Genomic DNA, 23,291 nt, shown 5'->3' with positions numbered 1-23,291 from the left:
GCTGGAATAATTTATTTAGATAAGAAAAATGGAAAATAGAATTAATTTTAATAAGAAAAGAATTGTTTTTGGAATTTTATTTATTATAGTAATGCTATCTATATCCATCTGGTTTATATTAGAACCAAAGATTTTTATTCGAAATTTTTTAATGAAAGAATGGCACATAACTCTGCTTGGAATAATTGCAATGATGTATTTTTTGGCATTATTATATTCTTTTTTAAATCTCGTACCAAGAAGTTATGCACTAATCATTACTGAAGAATTTTTTATTGATAATTCAAAATATGAAACTATTGGAAAAATACGATGGGACGAAATTTATAAAATCAAAAGAATTAAGAAAAATTGTATTCAAATTTTTTTAAAAAAAGGTATTATTCAAAGAGTCAACAATAACTTGTTAAAAAAATTTCTTCGATGGTCGCATAATTGGGATTATAAAAATAGTATTATAATTTCAAGTGCTCTTCTAGAATGTGATATTGATTATCTTGAAAAAAAAATTATGCAGGCTTATAAAAAATCTAAAAGAGCACCCAACTCTCCAAGGAGTTCTAATTAAATAAAAAGAAATACCCAGAAAAGTCTTTTCAAATGGAAGAAAACGTCAATAACCATTTATTAAAAAGTTATATTAACAATTTAAAATTTTTTAAATGGTTTGTCTTAATAATGGCTATTCTTGTTTTTTTAAGAATATATTTTTCTGAACATTTTGACAACTAGTTGCACGCTCTACTAGGTCTCCTGACCTCGTAGCACAATATAAAAACAAAAAGCCACAGCAATGTGGCTTTTGTTGTTTTATAGTGTTGTTGTAAAGTTTTAAGAAAACTGTTTTTGAATATCTTTTTGAAAGACAAATGTAGTAATAAGGTCTTTAACGGTTTCTTTTTGTTTATCAGACAAATGCTGTACTTTTTAAACAAAGTAGCTAATTCTTTATCGTTTATATCGTCTTCGGCATTTTTTTGTCCAAATACTAAAGTATCTATAGAGACATTTAAAACTTCTGCTATTTTTTGCACAACTTCTAAAGAAGGAGAAGATAAGACCAGCTCTCCGAAGAGTTCTAAATAAAACGTACACGCTCTACGAGGTCAGGAGACCTCGTAGCACAATAAAAAGACAAAGCCACATAACAAGTGGCTTTTGTTATTTTAAAATAGTCATCAACACCTATCTAAAGTAAAACCGTCTTGTAAGCACTTCTTATAGGAGTATATACTACTACACTTGTAATAGTAGCCTTCACTATAGTAATGTACCTTGTTGCACTTGTATATTTCAAAAATACTATAGGAGGATGCCTTGTTGCACTTGTAATTCTATAAAAACTTAAAATTGGTACTTACAAAACAAATAAAACCACTTGCTATTATTTTGTTATTTTATTTCGTTTTCCATTTTTTTTCATTTCATTTCACTACATTTGTTTCACACTTTAGGGGTGTCTGTAATGTTACAGGCTGAGATTTTACCCTCTGAACCTGATCTAGTTCATACTAGCGTAGGGAAAAGTAAGATGACTTCTGGTACATATTTTTGTACCGTTATAGCCATTCCTAAAGTATACCTATATACTAAAATCACTCAGGAATGGAATTAAAAATCAACAACAAAAACAAAACCTTCGATCGCCCATCGCTTACCATTCAAGAATTAATCGATGCCGAACTTCCTACGAAACAAAACGGCATTGCTATTGCCGTAAACGAAATGGTGGTCCCCAAAAATCAATGGGAACATTATTTTCTTTCTCCAACAGATACAATTCTAATTATTACAGCTACTCAAGGTGGTTAATAGCGTTATTCCAATCTTTCAATCTTTCAACTAAATAAATTATGACAAACGAAGAAAAAATATCACGTACCCCGTTTCCCAACTCTAAAAAAGTATACATCGATGGACAATTACACCCTATAAAAGTAGCCATGCGCGAAATTACGTTGTCTGATACTAAATTAGCCAAAGGAGGTGTGGAAAAAAATCCACCCATTACCGTTTATGATACTTCAGGTCCTTATACCGATACGAATACAACAATCGATGTTAAAAAAGGATTGCCGCGTTTACGCGAACAATGGATTTTAGACCGAGGTGATGTAGAAGAATTAACCGAAATTTCTTCTGAATATGGTAAAGAACGCTTATACAATCCTGAACTAGACCATTTGCGTTTCGAATTCTTACACAAACCCATGCGTGCTAAAAAAGGAGCCAATGTAACGCAATTGTACTATGCTAAAAAAGGCGTCATTACTCCAGAAATGGAATATATTGCAATTCGCGAAAACCAACGCATTGAACAACAAGAAAACCAATCCAAAGCCATACAATGCCAACATGCAGGCGAAAGTTTTGGTGCCAATACGCCTAAAAACAAAATTACTCCCGAATTTGTACGCAGTGAAGTAGCCGCTGGGCGTGCCATTATTCCAAACAATATCAATCATCCAGAAAGCGAACCTATGATTGTAGGAAGAAATTTTTTGGTCAAAATTAATGCTAATATCGGAAACAGTGCGGTCACTTCTAGCATTGAAGAAGAAGTTGAAAAAGCAGTTTGGGCATGTCGTTGGGGTGCCGATACCATTATGGATCTTTCCACAGGTAAAAATATTCATGAAACTAGAGAATGGATTATTCGTAACTCTCCAGTTCCCATCGGAACAGTACCTATTTATCAAGCCTTAGAAAAAGTAAAAGGCGTGGCTGAAGATTTAACTTGGGAAATATTTAGAGATACTTTAATTGAACAAGCAGAACAAGGCGTTTCTTATTTTACCATTCATGCAGGTGTTTTACTCCGTTATATTCACCTTACTGCGAATCGGGTAACAGGTATCGTTTCCCGTGGCGGTTCTATTATGGCCAAATGGTGCTTGTACCATCATCAAGAAAACTTTTTATATACGCATTTTGAAGAAATTTGCGAAATCATGAAACAATACGATGTTGCCTTTTCTTTGGGAGATGGTCTCCGTCCGGGTTCTATTGCTGATGCTAATGATGCTGCTCAATTTGCTGAATTAGAAACATTGGGCGAATTGACTAAAATAGCATGGAAACATGATGTCCAAGTCTTTATTGAAGGTCCGGGTCACGTACCCATGCACCTGATAAAAGAAAATATGGACAAACAATTGGAACATTGTTCCGAAGCTCCTTTTTACACTTTAGGTCCCTTAACAACCGATATTGCTCCAGGTTATGATCATATCACTTCTGCTATTGGTGCCGCTATGATTGGTTGGTATGGTTGTGCCATGTTGTGTTATGTAACTCCGAAAGAACATTTAGGTTTACCTAATAAAAAAGACGTTAAAGATGGTGTAATTACCTATAAAATTGCCGCTCATGCAGCCGATTTAGCTAAAGGACATCCAGGAGCACAATATCGTGACAATGTTTTGAGTAAAGCCCGATTTGAATTTCGTTGGGAAGACCAGTTCAATTTGGCACTCGATCCAGACACCGCTAGAGAATTTCACGATGAAACCTTACCTGCAGACGGTGCTAAAGTAGCCCATTTTTGTTCGATGTGTGGTCCCAAATTTTGCTCTATGAAGATTTCTCAAGAAATTAGAGATACCGCAGCAGCCGAGAAAGGCATGCAAGAAATGTCGGAAGAATTTATCGAAAACGGAAAGGAACTTTATTTGTAGCAATCGTCAGTTCGTGTGTTTTTTATGGAGAGAAACGGAATAAAAAATGTATCGAGAACTTAGATTTAATAAAAGAAAAATCATGATAGTAATTTCAAATCCAACGGAAATAGTGAATGAAATAAACATCATCCATGCTCTTTTTGAAGAAAGCATGGAGTTGTTTCACATTCGAAAACCAGATGCTTCAGAAGAAGAATTACGTTGCTATATAGCTGCTATTGATTCAAAATACCATTCTAAATTGGTATTGCATCAACACTATAATTTAGTTGCAGAATTTCAGTTGGAACGGCTACATTTTACAGAAAAAGTAAGACAAACAATTTCCGATACCTATCAAAAACCAGTTCCGTTTTTATCTACTTCCGTACATACAATAACTGATTTTAACAACTTAGCTGAATCCTATGATTATGCTTTTATAGGTCCGATTTATCCTAGTATTTCTAAAACCGATTATAAACCTAGTCAAAACCTCTTAAAGCAAACAAAAGAACGAAACAATTGGAAAACCAAATGGATTGCTTTAGGAGGAATTTCAGCCGAAAATATAGTAGCAACCCTTACACAAGGTTTCGATGACGTGGCTTTGCTTGGCACAATTTGGAACAGTACCAACCCTATTCAAAATTTCAAAAAATGTCAAAAAATTGTCCATACTTACTTACCATAGCGGGTTTTGATCCTTCTGGAGGGGCTGGTGTTTTAGCAGACATTAAAACATTGGAACTACTTCAAGTATATGGTTTATCCGTTTTAACAGCAAATACAATTCAAACCGAAAGTACCTTTATAAAAACCACATGGATACCCCTAGATTTTGTGCTGGAATCGATACGTTTACTTTTAGAAACTTATCCTGTTTCCGTAATTAAAATAGGCATTGTACCTTCTTTAGACTATTTAGAAGCAGTCGTATTGAGTTGCAAAAAATGGGTTCCAGAAGTAAAAATCGTTTGGGATACGGTTTTGCGCTCCAGTACTGCTTTTGACTTTTTAAAGATTGAAAATCAAAAGCAATTGCACCATATACTCAAACAAGTAGATATAATTACACCGAATTATCAAGAGATTGTAAAATTAATTCCTTTTGGATGCAGCATCGAAAACGGAACATTCACACTTTCAGCCTATTGTGCTGTACTTTTAAAAGGAGGTCATAACAAAGAAAACACGGGTACAGATGATTTATTCATTGCAAATAAAAAAATAAGTATACCGCCAACCCATAAGGTCTTTTATGAAAAACACGGTACTGGGTGTGTCTTAGCGACTGCAATTGCCGCACATCTTGCTTTAGGAGAAGATCTATACTTTTCCTGTAAAAAAGCCAAATTATATATTGAAAACTATCTCAATTCCAATCCCACTTTATTAGGATATCATTATGCATAACAAACTACAGTATATTTCACAAGGAAACACCATAGAAGAACAACTTTCAAACATTAAAAATGTTTTAGATCATGGCTGTCAATGGGTTCAATTGCGTTTTAAAAATGCCAATGCCCAAGATTTTTATAGCGTTGCAGAACAAACCAAAGTTCTTTGTCAATCGTATGAAGCCACTTTTATTATTAATGATAAGGTTGACTTGGCTTATCAGTTAGACGCAGACGGAGTTCATTTAGGATTAGATGATATGCCCATTAAGGTTGCAAGAAATATTTTAGGAGATAAAAAAATTATTGGCGGTACGGCTAATACATGGGAACATATGCAACAAAGAGTAAATGAAAACTGCAATTACATTGGACTTGGTCCTTTCCGTTTTACTTCTACCAAAGAAAAATTAAGTCCCATTCTAGGATTAGAAGGCTATGAAAAACTGCTTCAGAGAATGAAACAAGAAAACATTTTTACACCAGTAATAGCCATAGGTGGTATTACTTTAGAAGATATCGATTTACTAATGGAAACAAGTCTTCATGGAGTGGCACTTTCTGGTTTACTTACCCAAAACCCATCACTTATAACAACACTAAACGAAAAAATATATGTCAACATTTAAAATAGGAACTACTTCCTTCTCTTCCCGTTTATTTTTAGGAACGGGTAAATTTGGTTCCAACCAACAAATGGAAGAAGCTATTTTGGCTTCCGAAAGCGAATTAGTAACTGTAGCGTTAAAAAGAGTCGATTTTGAAACAGAAACCGATGCCATTCTTTCTCATTTGAACTACAAGCATATTCATTTATTACCCAATACTTCTGGTGCACGAAATGCAAAAGAGGCTATTCTTGCCGCTCAATTGGCAAGAGATGCCTTTGAAACCTCTTTTCTAAAATTAGAAATTCATCCCGATCCCAAATACCTATTACCCGATTCCATTGAAACCTTAAAAGCTACTGAAGCTTTGGCAAAAGATGGTTTTATTGTGTTACCTTATATTCATGCTGATCCTGTTTTATGCAAACTTTTAGAAGATGCTGGAACAGCAGCTGTTATGCCTTTAGGTTCGCCAATTGGAAGCAACAAAGGTTTAAAAACAATTGATTTTTTAGAAATTATTATCGAACAAAGTAAAGTCCCTGTAATTGTAGATGCGGGTATTGGTGCTCCATCAGATGCAGCAAAAGCCATGGAAATAGGAGCCGATGCGGTTTTAGTAAACACAGCCATTGCGGTGGCACAAAATCCAAAACTAATGGCCGAAGCCTTTAAAGAAGCTGTATTTGCTGGTAGAAAAGCATATGAGGCTCAATTAGGTCAAATTTCTAATCTAGCGCAAGCTTCGAGCCCCTTAACGGCATTCTTAAATGAATAAAAATCTATACAATTCGTTATCTATTCTAAACCAAAACAGATGAGCAACTTTACAGAAATATTCAAACAGTATGATTGGGAAACCATTCAAAATAAGATATATCAAACTACCGCTGCTGATGTGGAAAAAAGCCTTTCGAAAGAAAAGTGCACACTAACCGATTTTTTGCATCTTATTGCTCCAGCTGCTTCCGATTATTTAGAAATAATGGCTCAAAAATGCCATTTGTTAACCAAACAGCGCTTTGGAAAAACCATCCAAATGTATGCTCCTTTATATTTAAGCAACGAATGTCAGAATATATGCACCTATTGTGGTTTCAGTTTGGACAACAAGATTAAAAGAAAAACATTAACGGATAATGAGATAAAAGCAGAAATTGAAGTCTTAAAAGAAGCCGGTTTCAATCATGTTTTATTAGTTACAGGAGAAGCCAATTACACCGTTAACATCCACTATTTTTTAAATGCCATCGCAATTATTAAAAAACACTTTGCAACTATTTCGGTAGAAGTACAGCCACTTAGTGAATCAGAATATCATTGTTTACATCAAGCGGGTGTGCATACTGTTTTGGTTTACCAAGAAACCTATCATCAAGAAGTGTACAAGCACTATCATCCGAAAGGGAAAAAGTCGAATTTCGAATTTCGTTTAGAAACTCCCGATCGTATTGGAAAAGCAGGCATTCATAAAATAGGATTAGGAGTGTTATTAGGTTTGGAAGATTGGCGAACCGATAGTTTCTTTAATGCTTTACATATCGATTATTTACAGAAAACCTATTGGCAAACTAAATATTCGGTATCCTTTCCTCGACTTAGACCTGCTGAAGGTATTATTGAACCTAATTTTATCATGTATGATAAAGACCTTACGCAATTAATCTGTGCCTATCGTATTTGGAATCCCGATTTAGAAATTTCCATTTCAACTCGAGAAAATGAGAATTTCAGAAATCATATTATTCCTATTGGAACAACTACTATGAGCGCGGGTTCAAAGACCAATCCTGGAGGTTATAGTGTAGACAAACAATCGTTGGAACAATTTGAAACCAGCGATGAGCGTTCGGCTGATGTAATCGCTGCTATCATCAAACAAAAAGGATACGAACCAGTTTGGAAAGATTGGGATAGAACCTATAGTCATCAAGAAGAAAGTCTTAAAGTCTAAAGTGTTAACATTACGATATAAAAAAACCAATAAATTAAGAGTGAAAAATGCTTACTATTCAAGATTATTTACGTTACACCAAACCGATGCAACTTCCTGAAATAGGAAACGAAGGTCAGGAAAAAATTAAAAAAGCAAAAATAATAGTAATTGGAGCTGGTGGCATAGGTTGCCCTATTCTACAATATTTGGCAGCATCAGGTGTAGGTACAATTGGTATTGTTGATTTTGATGTGATTGAATTATCCAATTTACACCGTCAAATTTTATATCGCGAAAATCAGATTGGTTCTCCTAAAGCTACTATTTCCTTAGAACTATTGAAAGAGTTGAATCCGAACATAAACTATAAAGTTTTTAATGAAAAAATGACAATAGCTAACTGTGAACCCATTCTTTCCAATTTTGATATAATTATAGATGGTTGTGACAATTTTAGTACGCGTTATTTGGTGAACGATACATGTGTAAAACTAGGAAAAACATTAGTTTATGGTAGCATTTTAAAATTTGAAGGACAAATTGCTGTGTTCAATCATAAAGGAAGTAAAAACCTAAGGGATATTTTCCCAGAACCACCCAATCCAGAAGATGTTCCTAATTGTAGTTTGAATGGTGTTTTAGGTACTTTACCAGGTATTATTGGTACAATGATGGCTCATGAAACCTTAAAGGTGATTACCAATTTACCTTGTTTAACTAATGAATTGATTGTGTTGAATACTTTGGAATGGCAATTTAGGAAGCTACGTTTTTAAATTGGAAATACCATGCTGCAAAACCATCATAAAATCATCTCTATCGATTTCCACACAACCTAATGAGGCTAAATGATCATTATAGACTTGGCAATCCAAAATGCGATAGTTGTTTTGTTCCAAAAACTTTACCAAATGAATAAACGCAACTTTACTTGCATTGGAAACTTTGGAAAACATACTTTCACCACAAAAGATATGCCCTAAATCGACACCATATAAACCACCTACTAATTCCTTATCTAACCATACTTCGACACTTTTAGCCACTCCTATTTCATGTAGTTTACAATAGGCTTCCACCATCTCATCTGTAATCCAAGTGCCCGGTTGGTCTTTTCTAACTATTTTTTTGCAATTGGAAATCACTTCTTTAAAAGCCGTGTTAAATGTGACTTTAAATTTATTTTGATTGAGTACGTTTCGCATACTTTTTGAAATTTTCAAATCTTCAAAAAATAACACCATACGTTCCTCAGGTGCCCACCAAAGAATAGGTTCATCCTCTTCAAACCAAGGGAAAATACCACTTTTATAAGCTAGCAAAAGACGCTCTAAGGATAAATCTCCACCTACAGCCAATATGCCTTCAGGTGAAGCTTCCTCTACGGGTGGAAAATAAATGTCTTTTGTTAAAAAATGCATGTTAAAAAGGTAGTATTAAAAAAGTCAGAAATTATAGTGTTCACTAAAACTTCTGACTTGTACTTGATATAGTATTGTTTTTAAAAAGGAAGATCGTCGTGTTCTTCTTCATTAAAATTGGTAGCTGGTTCAAAAGCATCTGCAGCTGGCATTGGAGGCATTTGCCCAGTTACCGGTGCTTCAGCTTGTAATTTTTCAATTCTCCAACCTTGAATAGAATTAAAATATTTAGTTTCACCTTGTGGATTTACCCATTCTCTACCTCTTAAATTAATAGATACTTTAACTTGTTCCCCAGGTGTATAATTATTTAATAAATCTGTTTTATCTTGAGTAAACTCAATCATGATATGTTGTGGATATTGTTCTTCTGTGGTAACCACTAACTCTCTTTTCTTAAATGTTGCACTAACCTGTTGCACTGGGTTAATCACTTTTACTCTTCCTGTTACTTCCATTTCTTATAAATTTATTTATTTGCTAATAATACTTTCCAAGCGCTTAAGACCTCATTCTTATCAATATATTGCTTGGCAAGTTCGTGTTTTTTGATTTCATCATCACTACTCAAAACGGCTTTTACTCCGAAATTTTCGTTTACAAAGATAGTAATTTCTTCTTCGTTTGGAATACTTTCGACATTTCCTAAAATTCCTAAATCATTCCCAGAGAAAACTGTACTTTTCTTAATAAACTCTGGAATAGCATCTACTCCAATTCCCATAGTTGAAAGTGGTTTTTCAACTTCAAACAAGCCACTATTGGCTCTTGAATACCAATTACCTCCACATCGTGCCACCAAATCAATTTTATGCTGATCGATACCTCCATTTGCATCTAAAATCGATTCCGAAACATGTATTTTTACTACTTCACAAATCACTAAATTTCCAGCTCCACCTTCATTTCCTAATGCTATAATTTCGTTTATTTTGCATTCAAATTGCACGGGACTTTCTGCTACTCGAAAAGGCTTTACCATATCAGACTGAAGCATTGTTAAACCCGCTTTTTCAAATTCGTTAACACCATCAGGATATTCGGTGCTTGAAAGTGACATTTGCTGCACTATATCATAATTTACCACATTAATCACTACTTCTTTGGTACTATGTGCATTAATAAGAGTATGTTTAATCGTATTATCCCGTACTCTTCTTGCTGGAGAAAAAATTAATATCGGTGGATTGGCACTAAAAACATTAAAAAAACTAAATGGTGATAAATTTGGATTGCCATTTTCATCAATAGTACTTGCAAATGCGATAGGTCTAGGTGCTACCGCTCCTTGCAAATAGCCTTGTAATTTAGCAGGTGTAACGTCTTTTGGATTTATGGATATCATTCGTAACTAAGATTTTTACAAATTTACATATTTTTAAGACCAACCCAAATGGATTTTTGAACTAACTCTTTAAAAATACAGAAAAGTATTAAATCTACTTAATTAATAATCACACAAACAATTTTATAATTAAAAATATTTAGAGCAGTAATTTAATGAGAAGAATACCCAAATAAATTAAACTATACTTTAACAAGTAAAAAACAAACGAGAGTTCTTTTATTATTAAAAAAATGATTTTAAGCCATCTTATCCTGTTTTAGGATATTATAACAAAATATAAAGCAATTCTTGGGTTGAAAATAATATTAATAAAAAAGCCCTTGTATAAAAGATACAAGGGCTTTTGTTATTTTTAACTAAATAGTAAATTAGAATTTACCTCTATTATCTGTTATATCAGCTTTGTCTTTTAACGCTTGATAAGCTCTTTGTTGTGCCGAATTTGCTTCCTGCATTTGTTTTTGGCTTACTAAAGTAGAGAAATCTTTAGTCTCAGGAGCATTGGTTATTTTTTTAGTTTTCACCATGAACACACCACTGTTACCTACTACTAATCCAGAAGTTTTTCCTGCTTCTAAATTGAAAGCTGTTCCTATTACTTTTGGCTCTGAACCAATATTTGCAATGCTTGGATTTCCTAAAGCAACATCTGTAATAGTAATTACTGAACCACCAGTTGCTTTAGCGATATTTTCTAATGAAGCACCACTCATTTTCTTTTTGATGATTTCAGCTTTTTTCTCATTTCTTAAGATAGCTCCCACAGATTGTCTAGCGATATCCATACTTAATAAACCTGTTTCGTTTTTGTCTTTTACAGAAGCTACAACAAAACCATTAGCAGTTTCAAAACGTTTAATATCTCCTTTATTTGTATCTTCATTAAATGCCCAACGAACAATTTCTCTTTGTGCACCTAATCCTTGAACATATTCGTCTGAAGGTCTTAAGTTAGTTGCAGGTACAATTGTAGCATTTGCTTTTTTAGCAACTTCTTCAAAGTTTTTACCTGCTGCATCTGTTTCAAAATTACTAGCTTTATCATAATTACCATCTATTGTTTTTTCAGATGGCTCAATTTTCTTAGTGATGGTTGCCAATTGTATTGCATCATATTTAGCTAATACTTTAATTACGTGGAAACCAAAATCAGTTTCAACCACTCCAATAGTACCCACACCATTATTGAATACAAAGTCGTTAAATTTAGGTACCATTTGGCCAGGAGTAATATTGTCATACTCACCACCATTATTTTTTGATCCTGGATCATCAGAATTAGCTTGAGCAAGAGCTGCAAAACCATTTGGATTAGCTTTTGCTTGAGCTAATAAACTATTCGCTAAAGCCTGAGCTTCTTCTTTAGTTCTTGTAGCAGATGAGCTTTGAGCTCCTTGATATGCTAATAATATGTGACTTGCTTTTGCACTTGCATTAGATTTTTTCCCCATCATTCTTGATAAAGATTGGTAACCATTGTTTACATAAGGCCCAAATACTTCACCATTAGTTAAATTGAATAATTGCTCTTGAAATTCAATAGGAAGATTATTTTTAGTAACATAAGTAGAATCGAAAGGTGTTTCAGATTCAGCATTTACAAATTGAGCTACATTTTCAATTTTGATGTTTTTAAAACTCGGTACAGTATCTGTTCCATCTACTTTTCCATTAATATAACCATAAAATTGAGTTTCTAAAGCTTTTTCATCTTCTTTTGAAGGTTTGTTTTCAAAGAATACATAATCAATACTTCTTGTATTATCTGATTTGTATTTTTTTGAATTTTTCTTCATGTAAGCCATAATTTCATCGTCAGACACTTTTACTTGATCATCATTTACAGTTGCAAATGAAACGGTAACATAATCAAAATCTACTTTTTTAGTATCTAATACATGCTTAAATTTTCCTTCTGCTTGGGTTGTATAAACACCACCTTTTAGCAAGTTATAGTATAATTGTTCAATTGTTGACTTTTCTACTTCTCTTTCAAATTCTTGCCATTGTGCCCAACGATCTTGATTAGGATCATTTTTAATAGACTTTACAAATTCTTTAAATTTATTTTCGTCAAATTTACCTGCCTCATTTAAAAATTGAGGATTTTGAGCGAAATAAGGATTAGCTTTAATAACATTAATTAACTGTTCTTTACCAATTCCTAAACCAATTTTTTCAATTTGTTCTTTTACAATGATGCTTCTCACTTCTTGTTCCCAAACAGAATTCATTGCTTGAGTAGCACTCATTTGCCCTTGTTGACTTTGCTTTTCAAGTTGAGCGGTCTTTCTCATAAAATCTTGAGCAACAATATCAGTACCATTTACTTCACCAACGTTATTGTCGTTTGAGCTAAAACCATTTTTAAATAACTCTGGAAGTAAGAATAGAACTAGTGCAAGACCAATAATAATGATAAGTAATCCAGAACGTTTTCTAATATTATTTAAAACTGCCATTTTTATATATTAATTTAATTCAGTGGGCGAAAATACAATTATCTATTTAATAATAAAATAGAAAAGTTATAATTTCTATTAAAATTTTATGTTTTTTTTATTGTTTTTCTTCTAGGATAGAAAGTCGAACCAATTCTATCTTTTTATTTGAGGCAGAATGAATGGTTATTTCAAAGTTTTCTATCTTAATTTTTTCTTTGTTTTGCGGTATTTCTTTCGTGTTGTGAACAATATACCCACCTAATGTACTATAAGAATCGTTTTCAGGAATTTCAAGATTATATTTCTCATTAATATATTCTACATCTAATCGTGCAGAAAAAAGATAAACACCTTCTTCAATCTTTTCATCTATTAATTCTTCATCTAAATCATGTTCATCTTCTATTTCTCCAAAAAGTTCCTCAATAATATCTTCTACGGTTACAATACCCGATGTTCCTCCATATTCATCTAGTATGACAGCCATACTTTTTCTTTTTTTTGTGAGTATATCTAATAAATCTTTAATATAAATAGTCTCTGGCACATATTCGATAGGAATCATTACTGATTTTATTGTTTTTGGTTTTTTAAACAATTCGAAGGAATGTACATAACCAATAATATCATCGATAGAGTTTTGATATACTACAATTTTAGAATAGCCCGTAGTAACAAACAAATCCTTTAAATCAGTTACCGAATCAAGAATATCTAATCCAGAAATTTCAGTTCTTGGAGTCATAATATCTCTAGCTTTTAGATCAGAAAACTCTAAAGCATTTTGAAAAATTTGTATTTCAGAATCAATTTCATCTTCATCGGAAATACTATTCATTTGTTCACTAATGTAATTTCCAAGCTCTACTTTACTAAAATAATCTTGTACTTGATCTCCATCCGTTTTAAAAAATCGTTTCAATATAAAATCTGAAATCCAAATTATAAATTTTGAAACCCAATAAAACAATAAATAAAACAAATATGCTGGGGCAGCAAATAATTTTATAAAGGAATTAGCATAGATTTGAAAAAATACTTTTGGTAAGAACTCTGCTGTCATTAAAATAACTGCTGTTGACAGAATGGTTTGTATCAGCAAACTTACAAATGGGGAAAATTCATATTTTAACATGCCAATCCAATCCATTAGTATGTCTCCTGAATAAATTCCATAAATTACCAATACCACATTATTTCCTACTAACATGGAGGTGATAAATTGAGACGGCTTTTCTATAAGTTTTGATAGAATCTTGGAATTAAAATTGTTTTGCTTCTTTTCAATAGATAAGAATACCTTATTGGAAGAAACATAAGCAATCTCCATACCTGAGAAAAAGGCTGAAAGCAATAAACAAATAACAATTATGGCTATTTCCATTTGTTATTTTTGACCGTTATTGTATTTGTTATAAAATCTTCTTTTAAATAGAAACATAAAAATCGCTAATCCAACGAATAGAAGACTTAAAAAATAATTTTTGCCATTCAGATATTTTGTTATTGCATCATAAATAAAGAAAACAGCAAATAAAAGGTAAACATATTGAATATATTTAGTGTATTTCATCTTAATAATTTTCTTCAAAAATACTAAATTATTCAATAACAAAACATATTACTCCTCTACATTATTAATTTCCCCATTGGTTGTTTGCATATTAAAGATTTTAAAATCTTTGCTAAAATCAACACCTGGGCCTTGTAAGAAACCACCAGTCCCATCGGAATATTTAAAATGCTTTTCAGTAAAAAACCATTCGTTTTTTTGATCAAAATACAATTGTTCAGTTTCTAATTTTTTTCCATCATGAGAAGTAATAACTACATTGCCTTGTAAATCAATTATATCTGTCTTTTTGTAAGATATAGCATAATTCGATTCAATGATTGTGGTTTTATTGTTTTCATCAAACATGGTTACTAAAACGCCTTCAGGAAATTCAGTAAATCCATTTTCAATATTGCTATAATCAAGCATCTTTTTGCTTCTTAAAACAGATTTTATTTTTCCAGAATCGGTGTATTTTAAATTAATTGAATCTGCTTCACCACTGGGAAAAAAGGAGGATCGTTTAATTTTTTGGACATCTTTTATTGAGCCTTCACAAGAAAAAAATATAGCCATGACACCAAGTATCATGACTATATTAAGTAATTTATTTATTTTTCTTTTGTTCATTTTACAATGAAGGAACTGTTACACTTTCGCCAACCCAACAGTTGAAAGCAATTCTCTTTCCAGACATATTTCCACTAGGATGCGTGAATATTTCTGTTTTTGATGGGGCAGAAGCTCTGTAACCTGCAGCCATTTTAGAAGCCGTTGCTTTTAAAGATGAGTCTGCAGCAGCTGCTTTATCACAATAGTTTGCAGCTAACCAATACATTGCTCTCTTTTCAAATTGATCACCACCACAGTCGTTAATACTGCTACCGTATAATTGAGCAATTAATAAATAAGCTTTACCATAAGAAGGTTTTACAGAAAGTGTTTTCTTAGCATAATTTCTTGCTTGGCTCTTATTTGATTTTGAATAAATTGTAGCAATTTTCATGTACACATTCGCTTTTTTAGTGTTATCTGTATACATTTCTGCTGCTTGGTTTAAATATTCAACAGCTTTAGCCGTATTTTTCTTTTGGTATTCTACAATTCCTTGTTTTTCATAGGCTGCTGCACTAGGATCAACTTTTAAAAGGGCTTCAGAGATTTTTGAGAATAACGGATCGCTATCACATTCTTTCGCTTCTAAACGATCAGCAGCTCTTAATAACCAAACTTTGTTTGTTTTGTTTTGTTCAAACGATTTTTGATAGAAAGGAATTAACTTATCACAAGTAGATAATTGCACAATAATAGCATCCATACTTGAAGTTACAGTTGCAATATCTTCTAAATTAGCTTCCACTCTGCTTTTAGCTTTAGCTTCTTTACTGTCTAATGTTTGTCCAGATTCTTCTTTAGAGATTAAAATATCTTTTTCTTCAGAATATTGTTTTTCTAATTCATTTAGTTTTTCTAAAATATCATCATATTTATCAAATACTTGTTGTAATTCAATACCTTTATTACCTGCTTCGTAATCTTTTACGAAAATTTCAAAGTAAGCATATAAACCTCTTGTAGAATCAAAGTTTGCTTTATCAGAAGTAAAAGCTTTATCGAAAAGACCGAAAATCTCTTCTTTTGTTCCTAACTTATAATTAAATAAAGCCAAACCTTTTTTCATATCAGCTCCAACACCTTCAGAAGGGAAATATTTATAATTTTCATCATAAAATTTCATTAAATCACGCACATATTTTTCTTTTTCAGCACCTGAAGTTTGATCAATTTTTTGTTTAATTGCAAATTCACCATAAGAGTATACTCTTTTATCAAAAGAGGGACAATCTTTTCTTAAAGTTGTCAAATATTCATATCCAGATGGGTCTTTTGCTTTTACAGATGAAGCCATTAAACTTAATGTTTCCGTACAAGCTTCGTTGTTTTGAGCATTAACAAAAAATCCTGCAGCAACTACAAATAACAAAGATAATTTAGTTCTCATTTTATAATTATTCTAAAAATTATTAATCTATTTTACGTTTTTTAAACCATTTATCACTTAATGATAACCCTACACTAATATTAAAGTAATTTTCTCTAATAAGATTATTGTATTTGGTTCCTCTTACTCCGTATTCTAAACCCAAATCGATTTTTGAATAACCAAGTGGTAATCCAAATCCAAAATTCATGCCATAATCTTTAATACTTTTTTCTTTTACAATTAAGCCTGTATTTTCATATCTAAATCCCGCTCTGTAAACCACTCTTTCTAAGTAACTTGAAAAAGAATCGTACTTAGGAATATAATAACCGCCTATGCTGTACTTTTGTGAATTTTCATAAGTCCCAGAAGTATAATCTTCAAATCTATTAGTTAAAGAGCTAGTGTTTCTAAAAGTTATTTCTGAACCAATCATCCATTTGTTTTTCTCACCAACACCAAGTCCAAAAGCAAATTTTGAAGGGATAGTTTGAGTTGTATTGCCAACAGGTATATCAAGTGGATTGTTATAAATCACTTCAGCTCCATTTGCGGTATAGCCAACTGTTGCAAGATTTCTCTGATTTTTAGAAGTTAAATTTGCTTCAGGAGAATATGTCAAACTTGTATAAAGATGGTATTTATCAGAAATTTTCTTATTGTAAAGAGCTCCAAAATTAAATGAGGTTCCTGAAATCTGAGATGAATTTTTCTCTCTGGTTAAGAGCTGAACTGTTGATATGCCTTCTATAGTTTGAGTCTCAATATTTCCAAAATTATATTGAAAATCGGCACCAATGCTTAAATCTTTGTTAATTGAATAAGATACACCTGCAAAAAAACGGTTTATATTTCCTGTACCTGTATAAGTTTTTATGGTTTGATTTCCAAACTCATCTTCGCCTACATTAGAAACATTATATCCCACTGCACTGTAAGGTATTAAGCCAAATGAAGCTCCAAATTTACCCATGGGAATTCCAATCGCTAAATAATCTAAGTTAGTACTTTTTGCTTTACTTGTGTTAGATTCATTAATTAAGTTAGCAAATGAGGTAGTTGCTCCCACAGCGAAAGAGGTTAATTTTAAGTGCGAATAGGAAGCAGGATTCAACAAGTTAAGACTTATGCTATCTCCTTCAATCCCCAAACCTCCCATAGCACGAGCATTCTGAGTGCCTCTAAATTTAACTTCACCTAAACCATAATAAGAATATGGGGAATAAGTATTCCTTTGAGAAAAAGCCAAAACACCACTTAATAGTGTTAAACAAACTATAAATTTTTTAATCATTTTTTATTTGTACATAATTAAATAATTGATTCAAACTTTCTAATAAAAAATTTGAATTGGCAAATATGGTGCTTTTTAATCTTTTAGCCAAAAAATCTGCGTCTCCACCTGTTAAAATTATTGTTAAATGTTGATATTTATGAAAATATTGTGATATAAAACCTTCAATTTCATAAACCACACCATTTATTACACCAGAATGTATTGCCTCATTTGTAGAACTGCCAATAAAATAATCTACTTCTTCTTTATCTAATAACGGTAATTTTGCCGTGTAATTGTGCAAGGCTTTATATCTTAGTTTTAATCCAGGAGATATTGCACCACCATAATAATTTTTATTTGAATCCATAAAATCATAAGTGATACAGGTGCCAGCATCAATAATTAGACAATTTTTATCATTTAATGTTAGGCAAGCACCAGCAACTAAAACCATACGGTCAATTCCTAAGGTCGTAGGTGTAGCGTACAAATTTTTAAATGGGAATGATGTTGTATGTGATATAACAATTAATTTAGAGTGCTTTTCTATGAAATCGAAACACTCTTTTTCTAATTTTCCGACCGAAGAGGAGATAGAAAAAGTGATTTTATTAAATTTTTTAAAAATTTTTTTAAAAAAAATTAAAGCTTCATTTTCGTCAAAAACAAATTTTTCAAGAAGCGTATTTTGTTCAAAAACAGCACATTTAATTCTTGTATTTCCAATATCGATAGTTAAAAGCATCTTTTATTTTTTGAATTGACAAATATACAAATTGATTTTTTTAAAAAAATGTTTTGGAAATTACAAAAAGGGTTCTATATTTGCACCCGCATTCAGGAAGTAATTCTTCCGAATACAAAAGGTACCTTAGCTCAGTTGGTAGAGCAACGGACTGAAAATCCGTGTGTCCCTGGTTCGATTCCTGGAGGTACCACTTTAAATTTTACAAACCCTTGATTTTCAAATGATTATCAAGGGTTTTTTCTTTTAACTGTGTAATTTACGGCGTAATTTCCATGTACTAAAAAAGGAGCCTTCGCTCCCTTTTTCATTCTCCTAATATTTTTTGAATATGTTTAAAAGAATATCTTTTTTGATTACCAAACCTACGAGCTACTTTAATTATTCCTTCACGTTCGTACTTAATTAGAGTAGTTTCACTTTTAATGTTTAATAATTCCATTACTTGCTTACTATTTAGTAATGAATTCATACAATTAAGAAATTAGCTTATGCAAGTACATTATTGCATCTGAAATAGTTTCAGGTAATATTCTGTTGTTAATTCAAAAACCTTGCATACATTTCATAAAGACAACAGACCCTAACAAAAATACTTTAATATTTTGACAAACCCAAGTTTTAACTTTTAAAGATTCAAAAGTATTTTCTTCTTAGCATTAAATTCTTCTTCTGTTAAAATTCCTTTGTTAAAGAGTTCGGATAATTTTTCCAACTCTTCTAAAGGGTTATCTTTTTTATCTTCAATAATTGTTTTATCTAATCTGTATTGTTCAATTGAATTAACTTTGTTTTTGTCTTCTTTATGTATATTGAATAAAATATTTTTACCTCCACAAGTATTTTCAATCATTACCTCATATCCTCTTACCCCAAAAATAATTTCGATTAAAAAATTTGAAATTTGATGCATACCAAGCATACTAAATAAAATAAAAATTAAATAAGCCAAAAAGCCATAAACACATATCGCTATTCCAACATAAGTCAAAAAACTAATACTTGTAATTAAACTAAAAATTAAAGCGATAACACCAAAGAATACGATTCTTAGAGAATAAGTCCATGAATTTTTGAGTAAAAAAGTTTTTTTATTTGACTTTATTGTACCAATACATTTACGATCAATTGATTGGTGACTATTGCCTAAATAATATGAAACTGTATCTTCAGTAACATTAATGTAACCATTCCCGAAATTAATTTTTCTAACTACCATTTTTTAAAATTTGATTAAGACAAAAATATAAAAATTCTAATATATAGTACACTATATTTTAGAGTACCTCATAAACTACAAAATTTTGAGATTTGATTATGGAAAAAAAATCAAGTCCACAAAAGGAACCAGAATATATTGCAATTGCAAACCGATTAAAATCTCTGCGTAAAGAAAAAGGTTATAAAAACTATGAACATATAGCTTATGACTTAGAAATGAGTAGATCCGCATACTGGAGATTAGAACAAGGAGTTAATTTTGAAATTAAAACCCTAATCAAAATTTGCAAACTTTTAAAAGTAAGTTTAGCAGAATTTTTTAAAGAAATAGATTTACCAGAATAAAAACTACTTAAATATTGTATCACTCCTTAAAGTGTATCATTTTAAATCTATAATAACTTTAATTAGTACACTTTTTTGTATCATTTTTATTCTTTGATTTATTTTGTATAATAAATTTTATTTATTATTTTTGATATACATATAAACATAAACTATTTTAATTTATAAGCCATGGAGAAAGCAATCATTATTAGCCGTTGTTCAACAAACGAAAATCGTCAGGACGTTTACCGTCAATCGGAACAATTAACCTCAACATATTCTAGTCAATACGAAATCGTAAAGGAATTCACTTACTATAAAAGTGGAACGAAAAATGATGAAGTTAATGCTGAAATTTTGGATTATGCCATCAAACACAATGTTAAGCATATTATTGCAATCGAAATTTCAAGAATTTCTCGTAAAATTTCTTCGTTTGCCTTATTCTTAGAAAAATGCAACGAAAACAAGATTAACATCATAATCGACAACTTTAAACTACATACACTTTTACCATCAGGAGAAATTAACGGTATGGTTCAAACTATGTTAAGTATTGCTTCAACTTTTGCGAGTTTAGAACTTTCAATGATAAAAGAGCGATTGAATAGCGGTCGTGAGAAATTTATCAGAGATGGTGGTAAACTTGGCAGAAAAGAAGGCTCAACTAAGGACAATAATCAACTCCTAAAAGAACATGCCGATGTAGTGAAGTTCCTTAAACAAGGGCAAAGTGTTAGAAATACGATGAAGCTGACAGGAAAGTCAAACGGAACTATTCAAAAAATAAGAAAATTAGTAGCTTAAAAAAAAATCCCGAATTGCTTCGGGATTTATTATTTTAACTGCTGTGCTGTAATCACTCGGGCATCAGGAAACAAGCGTTTTGCTACACTCATCGCACTAGTTCCATTAGTCGCCTTAACATTAACCTCCGAACGGCGACCACCTACCCAAATTTTAACCTTAAACTCTTTCATTTTACATACTATTTCTAATTTGCTTTATTTTATTCTTACAAAAATCAATTTGTTTTCTAAAATTTAATATTTGCAATTCTTTTTGCAAAATTGATTTTTTAACTGGATCTGTTGTTACAGAAATTTCTTTTTGTAGAACCTGAATTTTACCTTCTATCTCAGTATTTTGCATATTTTTTCTAAAAAAAATTTTAAAATCTCTCAAAATTCATTGACAAAGCAACTTTTTTCAACATTACTCTATCAAACACATAGTAAAATCAATAACTCATTGATTATTAACGTGTTATTAAACCTGTTTAAAAGACAAAAAAATACCAGAAATTTCACACATAACATGCTGGTTATATACTTTTTTGACTTAAAAAAGAATGAATTAATAAGCGGAAACGGTTCCATTACTTTACATTAAATAAATCTTCTAATTTATTATTTTTAGACAACCAATTGTACTCCATTATCAAGTAATCATCTTGAATTATTGCATTTTGCTCGTACATTAATAAACAATAATTAACCAGTTTTTTTCTTAGTTTTTGATTTTTTTTTAAATCATTAATCTCAATTGTTTTTTTCATTTTTTTCATTTTTTTTTAACAACTTTATTATATCGGTTTCCTTTTGCATGTAAGATTTCCATCCCTCTAAATCATAAACTTCAGCGATGTGATAACTCATTTTAGGAATAGCAAACTTTGCACACTTCAGAAACTTAGTGCTTACGGATTTCTCCGTATAGATATGCAAATGATTATTACCATTTGCTTTTTTTTGTTCGATGCTGTAATTTATCTCTACCTCATCTTCATTAATTAACTCCATAATCCAATCCATAATTTTTTTCAAATCTTCAACTGTATATTTGAAAATCGGATCAATTGTAATTGCAGAATACTTTATTTGATGAACTCTCTCAGGTTCAAACATATTTATAATAGACTTATGAATTCTGTATTCTTCATTACTCTCTCTTATAATTTTGTTATCACCCACAACACCAATTAACTTTTTAATTTTATTTCTAACTGTTCTAGTTGTTATGTTTTTTTCCTTTGCTACCTCTGCAACTCTCAAATAATCATTTGTTATCATACTTTTATCTTTTTTAATTATATAACCATACCTATTAGAAAACATCCCTAATTCCCTGTATGTATCCTTATTTCTAAATAAATAGTTGGAAAATTCCAAAAAGCCAGAAAACTTCAAAAAAGTTGAAAATAATTTTCAATTGCTATAATTAGAACATAATAACAAATCAAAAAAAGGAAAGCATTAAGCATAAAAAAACCAGTAATTTTTTTATTACTGGTTTTTAAACTGTTTATAATTTTCTATTTAAAATTCAAATACTCCTTTAACTTAATGTATTCTAGATGTTTTATGTAGTTCTCCATGTATTCGTAATCAGGTTCTCCTAGTTTATTCGTAGGTAACATAATTTTCTCCTTTTTTATTCTTGTATCGTTCATTTCTCGATTGAAACTGTATTTTACTCCCAATCTTTTAATAATAGAAGAAATGAATTTATACGTATATGGGCTAAAAGCATCATTTTTTAATTGAGTTACATGGTCACTTGCAACAAATTCAAAAGGCTGATAAAAACAGGCTCCTACACTACCACTATTTGCTATAGTTAAACAGTTTGAAAAAACTCTAACCTTTTCTTTATTCCCCACATAACCATCAACTCCATTATTAAGTCCTGTTGAAGAAACATAAGGAATTTTACCTTTCTTGTGATCTGCTTTCTTTAAACGTTTTCCTCTTTGAATTTCATTAAAAATTTCTTTTAAATAAAATTCTGCCCATTCTTTTTTATCAATAGATGGAACTTCTTTATAGCCTTTTAACTCTTTTAGTTTTCTCTTCAAATAATTTTGGTATTCTTGAAATTTTTCTTGCTCTTTTTGTTTTATGAAAAATTCCATAAATTCAAAATCAGGCTCTTTCTTTACATTTACAGGCAATAAAATTTTTTGTTTAGCTATACGTGTTTGAGAAAATTTATAACCATAACCATATTTATTTAATGTAGCAGAGCTAATTGCTCCAACTAAAAAAGCCCCCAGATATTTGTTAATTATTTTTTGATTCTTGAGTGTAATCTTTTCAACGTGATCAGTTGCAATAAAATCATATGGCTGATAACTAACATAACCAACTGTAGCAGAATCAATAGTTATTACACCTCCTTTTTCTGTCGGGGCATTCTTATAAGTGTTATCAAAACCATTATTAGTAGCTGCACATGTTATTCTTGGTGTTGTGCCTCCTTTTTTCAATAAACTTGGATGGGTTGTTACTGTTCCAGTTATATCGAATATTTCACTAATCAAAAATTCTTTCCACTTAACGCTTTTAATATCTAAATTCAT

25 protein-coding genes, 1 tRNA gene and 1 riboswitch are annotated in these 23,291 nt (G+C 31.2%); of the genes, 12 read left to right on the top strand and 14 right to left on the bottom strand.

Annotation, left to right across the window (positions count from 1 at the left end):
* Window positions 1–28: 28 nt before the first annotated feature.
* The 9 genes from HALO113_RS06975 (at window position 29) to HALO113_RS06935 (ending at window position 8,382) form a co-directional block, all read left to right on the top strand.
* Entirely contained in the window at window positions 29–568 is a 540-nt protein-coding gene (locus HALO113_RS06975) for an STM3941 family protein (protein ID WP_159778335.1), read from the top strand.
* Between the two features lie 874 nt (window positions 569–1,442).
* Window positions 1,443–1,540: riboswitch (TPP riboswitch) on the top strand.
* Window positions 1,541–1,605: 65 nt separating this feature from the next.
* Window positions 1,606–1,812, top strand: coding sequence for a sulfur carrier protein ThiS (thiS, locus tag HALO113_RS06970; protein ID WP_159778334.1), 207 nt, complete (start codon window positions 1,606–1,608; stop codon window positions 1,810–1,812).
* A 41-nt stretch (window positions 1,813–1,853) separates the two neighbouring features.
* Window positions 1,854–3,677 carry a phosphomethylpyrimidine synthase ThiC gene (gene thiC / locus HALO113_RS06965; RefSeq protein WP_159778333.1) on the top strand — a complete coding sequence of 608 codons (1,824 nt, stop codon included), beginning with the start codon at window positions 1,854–1,856 and terminating at the stop codon, window positions 3,675–3,677.
* Between the two features lie 82 nt (window positions 3,678–3,759).
* The gene (locus HALO113_RS06960; RefSeq protein WP_159778332.1) at window positions 3,760–4,353 is read left to right on the top strand and encodes a thiamine phosphate synthase; all 594 of its coding nucleotides are present in this window, start codon (window positions 3,760–3,762) and stop codon (window positions 4,351–4,353) included.
* Complete coding sequence (locus HALO113_RS06955) at window positions 4,320–5,075, top strand: hydroxymethylpyrimidine/phosphomethylpyrimidine kinase (protein WP_159778331.1); 756 nt, start codon at window positions 4,320–4,322, stop codon at window positions 5,073–5,075. The genes HALO113_RS06960 and HALO113_RS06955 overlap by 34 nt, the downstream gene beginning before the upstream one ends.
* Window positions 5,068–5,691 carry a thiamine phosphate synthase gene (locus tag HALO113_RS06950; RefSeq protein ID WP_159778330.1) on the top strand — a complete coding sequence of 208 codons (624 nt, stop codon included), beginning with the start codon at window positions 5,068–5,070 and terminating at the stop codon, window positions 5,689–5,691. Before HALO113_RS06955 ends, HALO113_RS06950 begins: the two co-directional genes overlap by 8 nt.
* On the top strand, window positions 5,678–6,448 hold the full coding sequence (locus HALO113_RS06945; protein ID WP_159778329.1) for a thiazole synthase: 771 nt from the start codon (window positions 5,678–5,680) through the stop codon (window positions 6,446–6,448). The genes HALO113_RS06950 and HALO113_RS06945 overlap by 14 nt, the downstream gene beginning before the upstream one ends.
* A gap of 39 nt (window positions 6,449–6,487) precedes the next feature.
* Window positions 6,488–7,624, top strand: coding sequence for a 2-iminoacetate synthase ThiH (thiH, locus tag HALO113_RS06940; RefSeq protein ID WP_159778328.1), 1,137 nt, complete (start codon window positions 6,488–6,490; stop codon window positions 7,622–7,624).
* A gap of 47 nt (window positions 7,625–7,671) precedes the next feature.
* On the top strand, window positions 7,672–8,382 hold the full coding sequence (locus HALO113_RS06935; protein ID WP_159778327.1) for a HesA/MoeB/ThiF family protein: 711 nt from the start codon (window positions 7,672–7,674) through the stop codon (window positions 8,380–8,382).
* Here HALO113_RS06935 and aat read toward each other — a convergent pair.
* The 9 genes from aat to HALO113_RS06890 form a co-directional block, all read right to left on the bottom strand.
* A complete protein-coding gene (gene aat / locus HALO113_RS06930; RefSeq protein WP_159778326.1) occupies window positions 8,371–9,027 on the bottom strand; it encodes a leucyl/phenylalanyl-tRNA--protein transferase in 657 nt (218 codons plus the stop codon). The two genes, HALO113_RS06935 and aat, sit on opposite strands and share 12 nt — an antisense overlap.
* Window positions 9,028–9,107: 80 nt before the next feature.
* On the bottom strand, window positions 9,108–9,485 hold the full coding sequence (locus tag HALO113_RS06925) for a DUF3127 domain-containing protein (RefSeq protein ID WP_140999188.1): 378 nt from the start codon (window positions 9,483–9,485) through the stop codon (window positions 9,108–9,110).
* A gap of 11 nt (window positions 9,486–9,496) precedes the next feature.
* A complete protein-coding gene (locus tag HALO113_RS06920) occupies window positions 9,497–10,372 on the bottom strand; it encodes a flavin reductase family protein (protein ID WP_159778325.1) in 876 nt (291 codons plus the stop codon).
* Window positions 10,373–10,743: 371 nt separating this feature from the next.
* On the bottom strand, window positions 10,744–12,837 hold the full coding sequence (locus HALO113_RS06915) for a peptidylprolyl isomerase (protein WP_159778324.1): 2,094 nt from the start codon (window positions 12,835–12,837) through the stop codon (window positions 10,744–10,746).
* Between the two features lie 97 nt (window positions 12,838–12,934).
* Window positions 12,935–14,203: a hemolysin family protein gene (locus HALO113_RS06910; RefSeq protein ID WP_159778323.1), complete on the bottom strand. Its 1,269-nt coding sequence runs from the start codon at window positions 14,201–14,203 to the stop codon at window positions 12,935–12,937.
* Between the two features lie 237 nt (window positions 14,204–14,440).
* A complete protein-coding gene (gene lptC / locus HALO113_RS06905) occupies window positions 14,441–15,004 on the bottom strand; it encodes an LPS export ABC transporter periplasmic protein LptC (protein ID WP_159778322.1) in 564 nt (187 codons plus the stop codon).
* Window position 15,005: 1 nt separating this feature from the next.
* On the bottom strand, window positions 15,006–16,376 hold the full coding sequence (locus HALO113_RS06900; RefSeq protein WP_159778321.1) for a lipopolysaccharide assembly protein LapB: 1,371 nt from the start codon (window positions 16,374–16,376) through the stop codon (window positions 15,006–15,008).
* A 22-nt stretch (window positions 16,377–16,398) separates the two neighbouring features.
* Window positions 16,399–17,652, bottom strand: coding sequence for a hypothetical protein (locus tag HALO113_RS06895; protein ID WP_159778320.1), 1,254 nt, complete (start codon window positions 17,650–17,652; stop codon window positions 16,399–16,401).
* Entirely contained in the window at window positions 17,645–18,382 is a 738-nt protein-coding gene (locus HALO113_RS06890; protein ID WP_159778319.1) for a type III pantothenate kinase, read from the bottom strand. Before HALO113_RS06890 ends, HALO113_RS06895 begins: the two co-directional genes overlap by 8 nt.
* Window positions 18,383–18,502: 120 nt before the next feature.
* Between HALO113_RS06890 and HALO113_RS06885 the strand changes: the two genes are divergently transcribed.
* Window positions 18,503–18,575: transfer RNA gene (locus HALO113_RS06885), tRNA-Phe, on the top strand.
* A 114-nt stretch (window positions 18,576–18,689) separates the two neighbouring features.
* On the opposite strand, the gene HALO113_RS06880 is transcribed toward HALO113_RS06885, so the two are convergent.
* Both HALO113_RS06880 and HALO113_RS06875 read right to left on the bottom strand, forming a co-directional pair.
* Window positions 18,690–18,854 carry a MerR family transcriptional regulator gene (locus tag HALO113_RS06880; RefSeq protein ID WP_159778318.1) on the bottom strand — a complete coding sequence of 55 codons (165 nt, stop codon included), beginning with the start codon at window positions 18,852–18,854 and terminating at the stop codon, window positions 18,690–18,692.
* A gap of 156 nt (window positions 18,855–19,010) precedes the next feature.
* Window positions 19,011–19,601 (bottom strand): SHOCT domain-containing protein, encoded by a 591-nt coding sequence (locus HALO113_RS06875; protein ID WP_159778317.1) that lies wholly within the window; start codon window positions 19,599–19,601, stop codon window positions 19,011–19,013.
* 98 nt (window positions 19,602–19,699) lie between these two features.
* On the opposite strand from HALO113_RS06875, the gene HALO113_RS06870 reads away from it, so the two are divergent.
* Window positions 19,700–19,948, top strand: coding sequence for a helix-turn-helix domain-containing protein (locus HALO113_RS06870; protein WP_159778316.1), 249 nt, complete (start codon window positions 19,700–19,702; stop codon window positions 19,946–19,948).
* A 171-nt stretch (window positions 19,949–20,119) separates the two neighbouring features.
* Entirely contained in the window at window positions 20,120–20,737 is a 618-nt protein-coding gene (locus HALO113_RS06865; RefSeq protein ID WP_159778315.1) for a recombinase family protein, read from the top strand.
* A gap of 571 nt (window positions 20,738–21,308) precedes the next feature.
* Here the strand turns inward: HALO113_RS06865 and HALO113_RS06860 are convergent.
* The 3 genes from HALO113_RS06860 to HALO113_RS06850 form a co-directional block, all read right to left on the bottom strand.
* Window positions 21,309–21,488 carry a hypothetical protein gene (locus HALO113_RS06860; protein ID WP_159778314.1) on the bottom strand — a complete coding sequence of 60 codons (180 nt, stop codon included), beginning with the start codon at window positions 21,486–21,488 and terminating at the stop codon, window positions 21,309–21,311.
* Window positions 21,472–22,002 carry a hypothetical protein gene (locus tag HALO113_RS06855; RefSeq protein ID WP_159778313.1) on the bottom strand — a complete coding sequence of 177 codons (531 nt, stop codon included), beginning with the start codon at window positions 22,000–22,002 and terminating at the stop codon, window positions 21,472–21,474. The genes HALO113_RS06860 and HALO113_RS06855 overlap by 17 nt, the downstream gene beginning before the upstream one ends.
* 242 nt (window positions 22,003–22,244) lie before the next feature.
* Complete coding sequence (locus HALO113_RS06850; RefSeq protein WP_159778312.1) at window positions 22,245–23,291, bottom strand: restriction endonuclease subunit S; 1,047 nt, start codon at window positions 23,289–23,291, stop codon at window positions 22,245–22,247.

It is taken from the genome of Flavobacterium sp. 9AF (assembly GCF_902506265.1).
Lineage (GTDB): Bacteria > Bacteroidota > Bacteroidia > Flavobacteriales > Flavobacteriaceae > Flavobacterium.
The sequence above is the reverse complement of the archived record's forward strand: the minus strand, read 5'-3'. Positions and strand labels throughout refer to the sequence as shown.

What these genes read in the sequence shown, in the direction of transcription:
- HALO113_RS06895 (WP_159778320.1), bottom strand. Translation starts at nt 17,652, where the DNA reads ATGATTAAAAAATTTATAGTTTGTTTAACACTATTAAGTGGTGTTTTG.
- HALO113_RS06975 (WP_159778335.1), top strand. Translation starts at nt 29, where the DNA reads ATGGAAAATAGAATTAATTTTAATAAGAAAAGAATTGTTTTTGGAATT.
- thiH (WP_159778328.1), top strand. Translation starts at nt 6,488, where the DNA reads ATGAGCAACTTTACAGAAATATTCAAACAGTATGATTGGGAAACCATT.
- thiC (WP_159778333.1), top strand. Translation starts at nt 1,854, where the DNA reads ATGACAAACGAAGAAAAAATATCACGTACCCCGTTTCCCAACTCTAAA.
- thiS (WP_159778334.1), top strand. Translation starts at nt 1,606, where the DNA reads ATGGAATTAAAAATCAACAACAAAAACAAAACCTTCGATCGCCCATCG.
- HALO113_RS06875 (WP_159778317.1), bottom strand. Translation starts at nt 19,601, where the DNA reads ATGGTAGTTAGAAAAATTAATTTCGGGAATGGTTACATTAATGTTACT.
- HALO113_RS06935 (WP_159778327.1), top strand. Translation starts at nt 7,672, where the DNA reads ATGCTTACTATTCAAGATTATTTACGTTACACCAAACCGATGCAACTT.
- HALO113_RS06900 (WP_159778321.1), bottom strand. Translation starts at nt 16,376, where the DNA reads ATGAGAACTAAATTATCTTTGTTATTTGTAGTTGCTGCAGGATTTTTT.
- HALO113_RS06855 (WP_159778313.1), bottom strand. Translation starts at nt 22,002, where the DNA reads ATGATAACAAATGATTATTTGAGAGTTGCAGAGGTAGCAAAGGAAAAA.
- HALO113_RS06920 (WP_159778325.1), bottom strand. Translation starts at nt 10,372, where the DNA reads ATGATATCCATAAATCCAAAAGACGTTACACCTGCTAAATTACAAGGC.
- HALO113_RS06950 (WP_159778330.1), top strand. Translation starts at nt 5,068, where the DNA reads ATGCATAACAAACTACAGTATATTTCACAAGGAAACACCATAGAAGAA.
- HALO113_RS06945 (WP_159778329.1), top strand. Translation starts at nt 5,678, where the DNA reads ATGTCAACATTTAAAATAGGAACTACTTCCTTCTCTTCCCGTTTATTT.
- HALO113_RS06960 (WP_159778332.1), top strand. Translation starts at nt 3,760, where the DNA reads ATGATAGTAATTTCAAATCCAACGGAAATAGTGAATGAAATAAACATC.
- HALO113_RS06880 (WP_159778318.1), bottom strand. Translation starts at nt 18,854, where the DNA reads ATGAATTCATTACTAAATAGTAAGCAAGTAATGGAATTATTAAACATT.
- HALO113_RS06925 (WP_140999188.1), bottom strand. Translation starts at nt 9,485, where the DNA reads ATGGAAGTAACAGGAAGAGTAAAAGTGATTAACCCAGTGCAACAGGTT.
- HALO113_RS06865 (WP_159778315.1), top strand. Translation starts at nt 20,120, where the DNA reads ATGGAGAAAGCAATCATTATTAGCCGTTGTTCAACAAACGAAAATCGT.
- HALO113_RS06910 (WP_159778323.1), bottom strand. Translation starts at nt 14,203, where the DNA reads ATGGAAATAGCCATAATTGTTATTTGTTTATTGCTTTCAGCCTTTTTC.
- HALO113_RS06870 (WP_159778316.1), top strand. Translation starts at nt 19,700, where the DNA reads ATGGAAAAAAAATCAAGTCCACAAAAGGAACCAGAATATATTGCAATT.
- HALO113_RS06890 (WP_159778319.1), bottom strand. Translation starts at nt 18,382, where the DNA reads ATGCTTTTAACTATCGATATTGGAAATACAAGAATTAAATGTGCTGTT.
- HALO113_RS06850 (WP_159778312.1), bottom strand. Translation starts at nt 23,291, where the DNA reads ATGAATTTAGATATTAAAAGCGTTAAGTGGAAAGAATTTTTGATTAGT.
- HALO113_RS06955 (WP_159778331.1), top strand. Translation starts at nt 4,320, where the DNA reads ATGTCAAAAAATTGTCCATACTTACTTACCATAGCGGGTTTTGATCCT.
- HALO113_RS06915 (WP_159778324.1), bottom strand. Translation starts at nt 12,837, where the DNA reads ATGGCAGTTTTAAATAATATTAGAAAACGTTCTGGATTACTTATCATT.
- aat (WP_159778326.1), bottom strand. Translation starts at nt 9,027, where the DNA reads ATGCATTTTTTAACAAAAGACATTTATTTTCCACCCGTAGAGGAAGCT.
- lptC (WP_159778322.1), bottom strand. Translation starts at nt 15,004, where the DNA reads ATGAACAAAAGAAAAATAAATAAATTACTTAATATAGTCATGATACTT.
- HALO113_RS06860 (WP_159778314.1), bottom strand. Translation starts at nt 21,488, where the DNA reads ATGAAAAAAACAATTGAGATTAATGATTTAAAAAAAAATCAAAAACTA.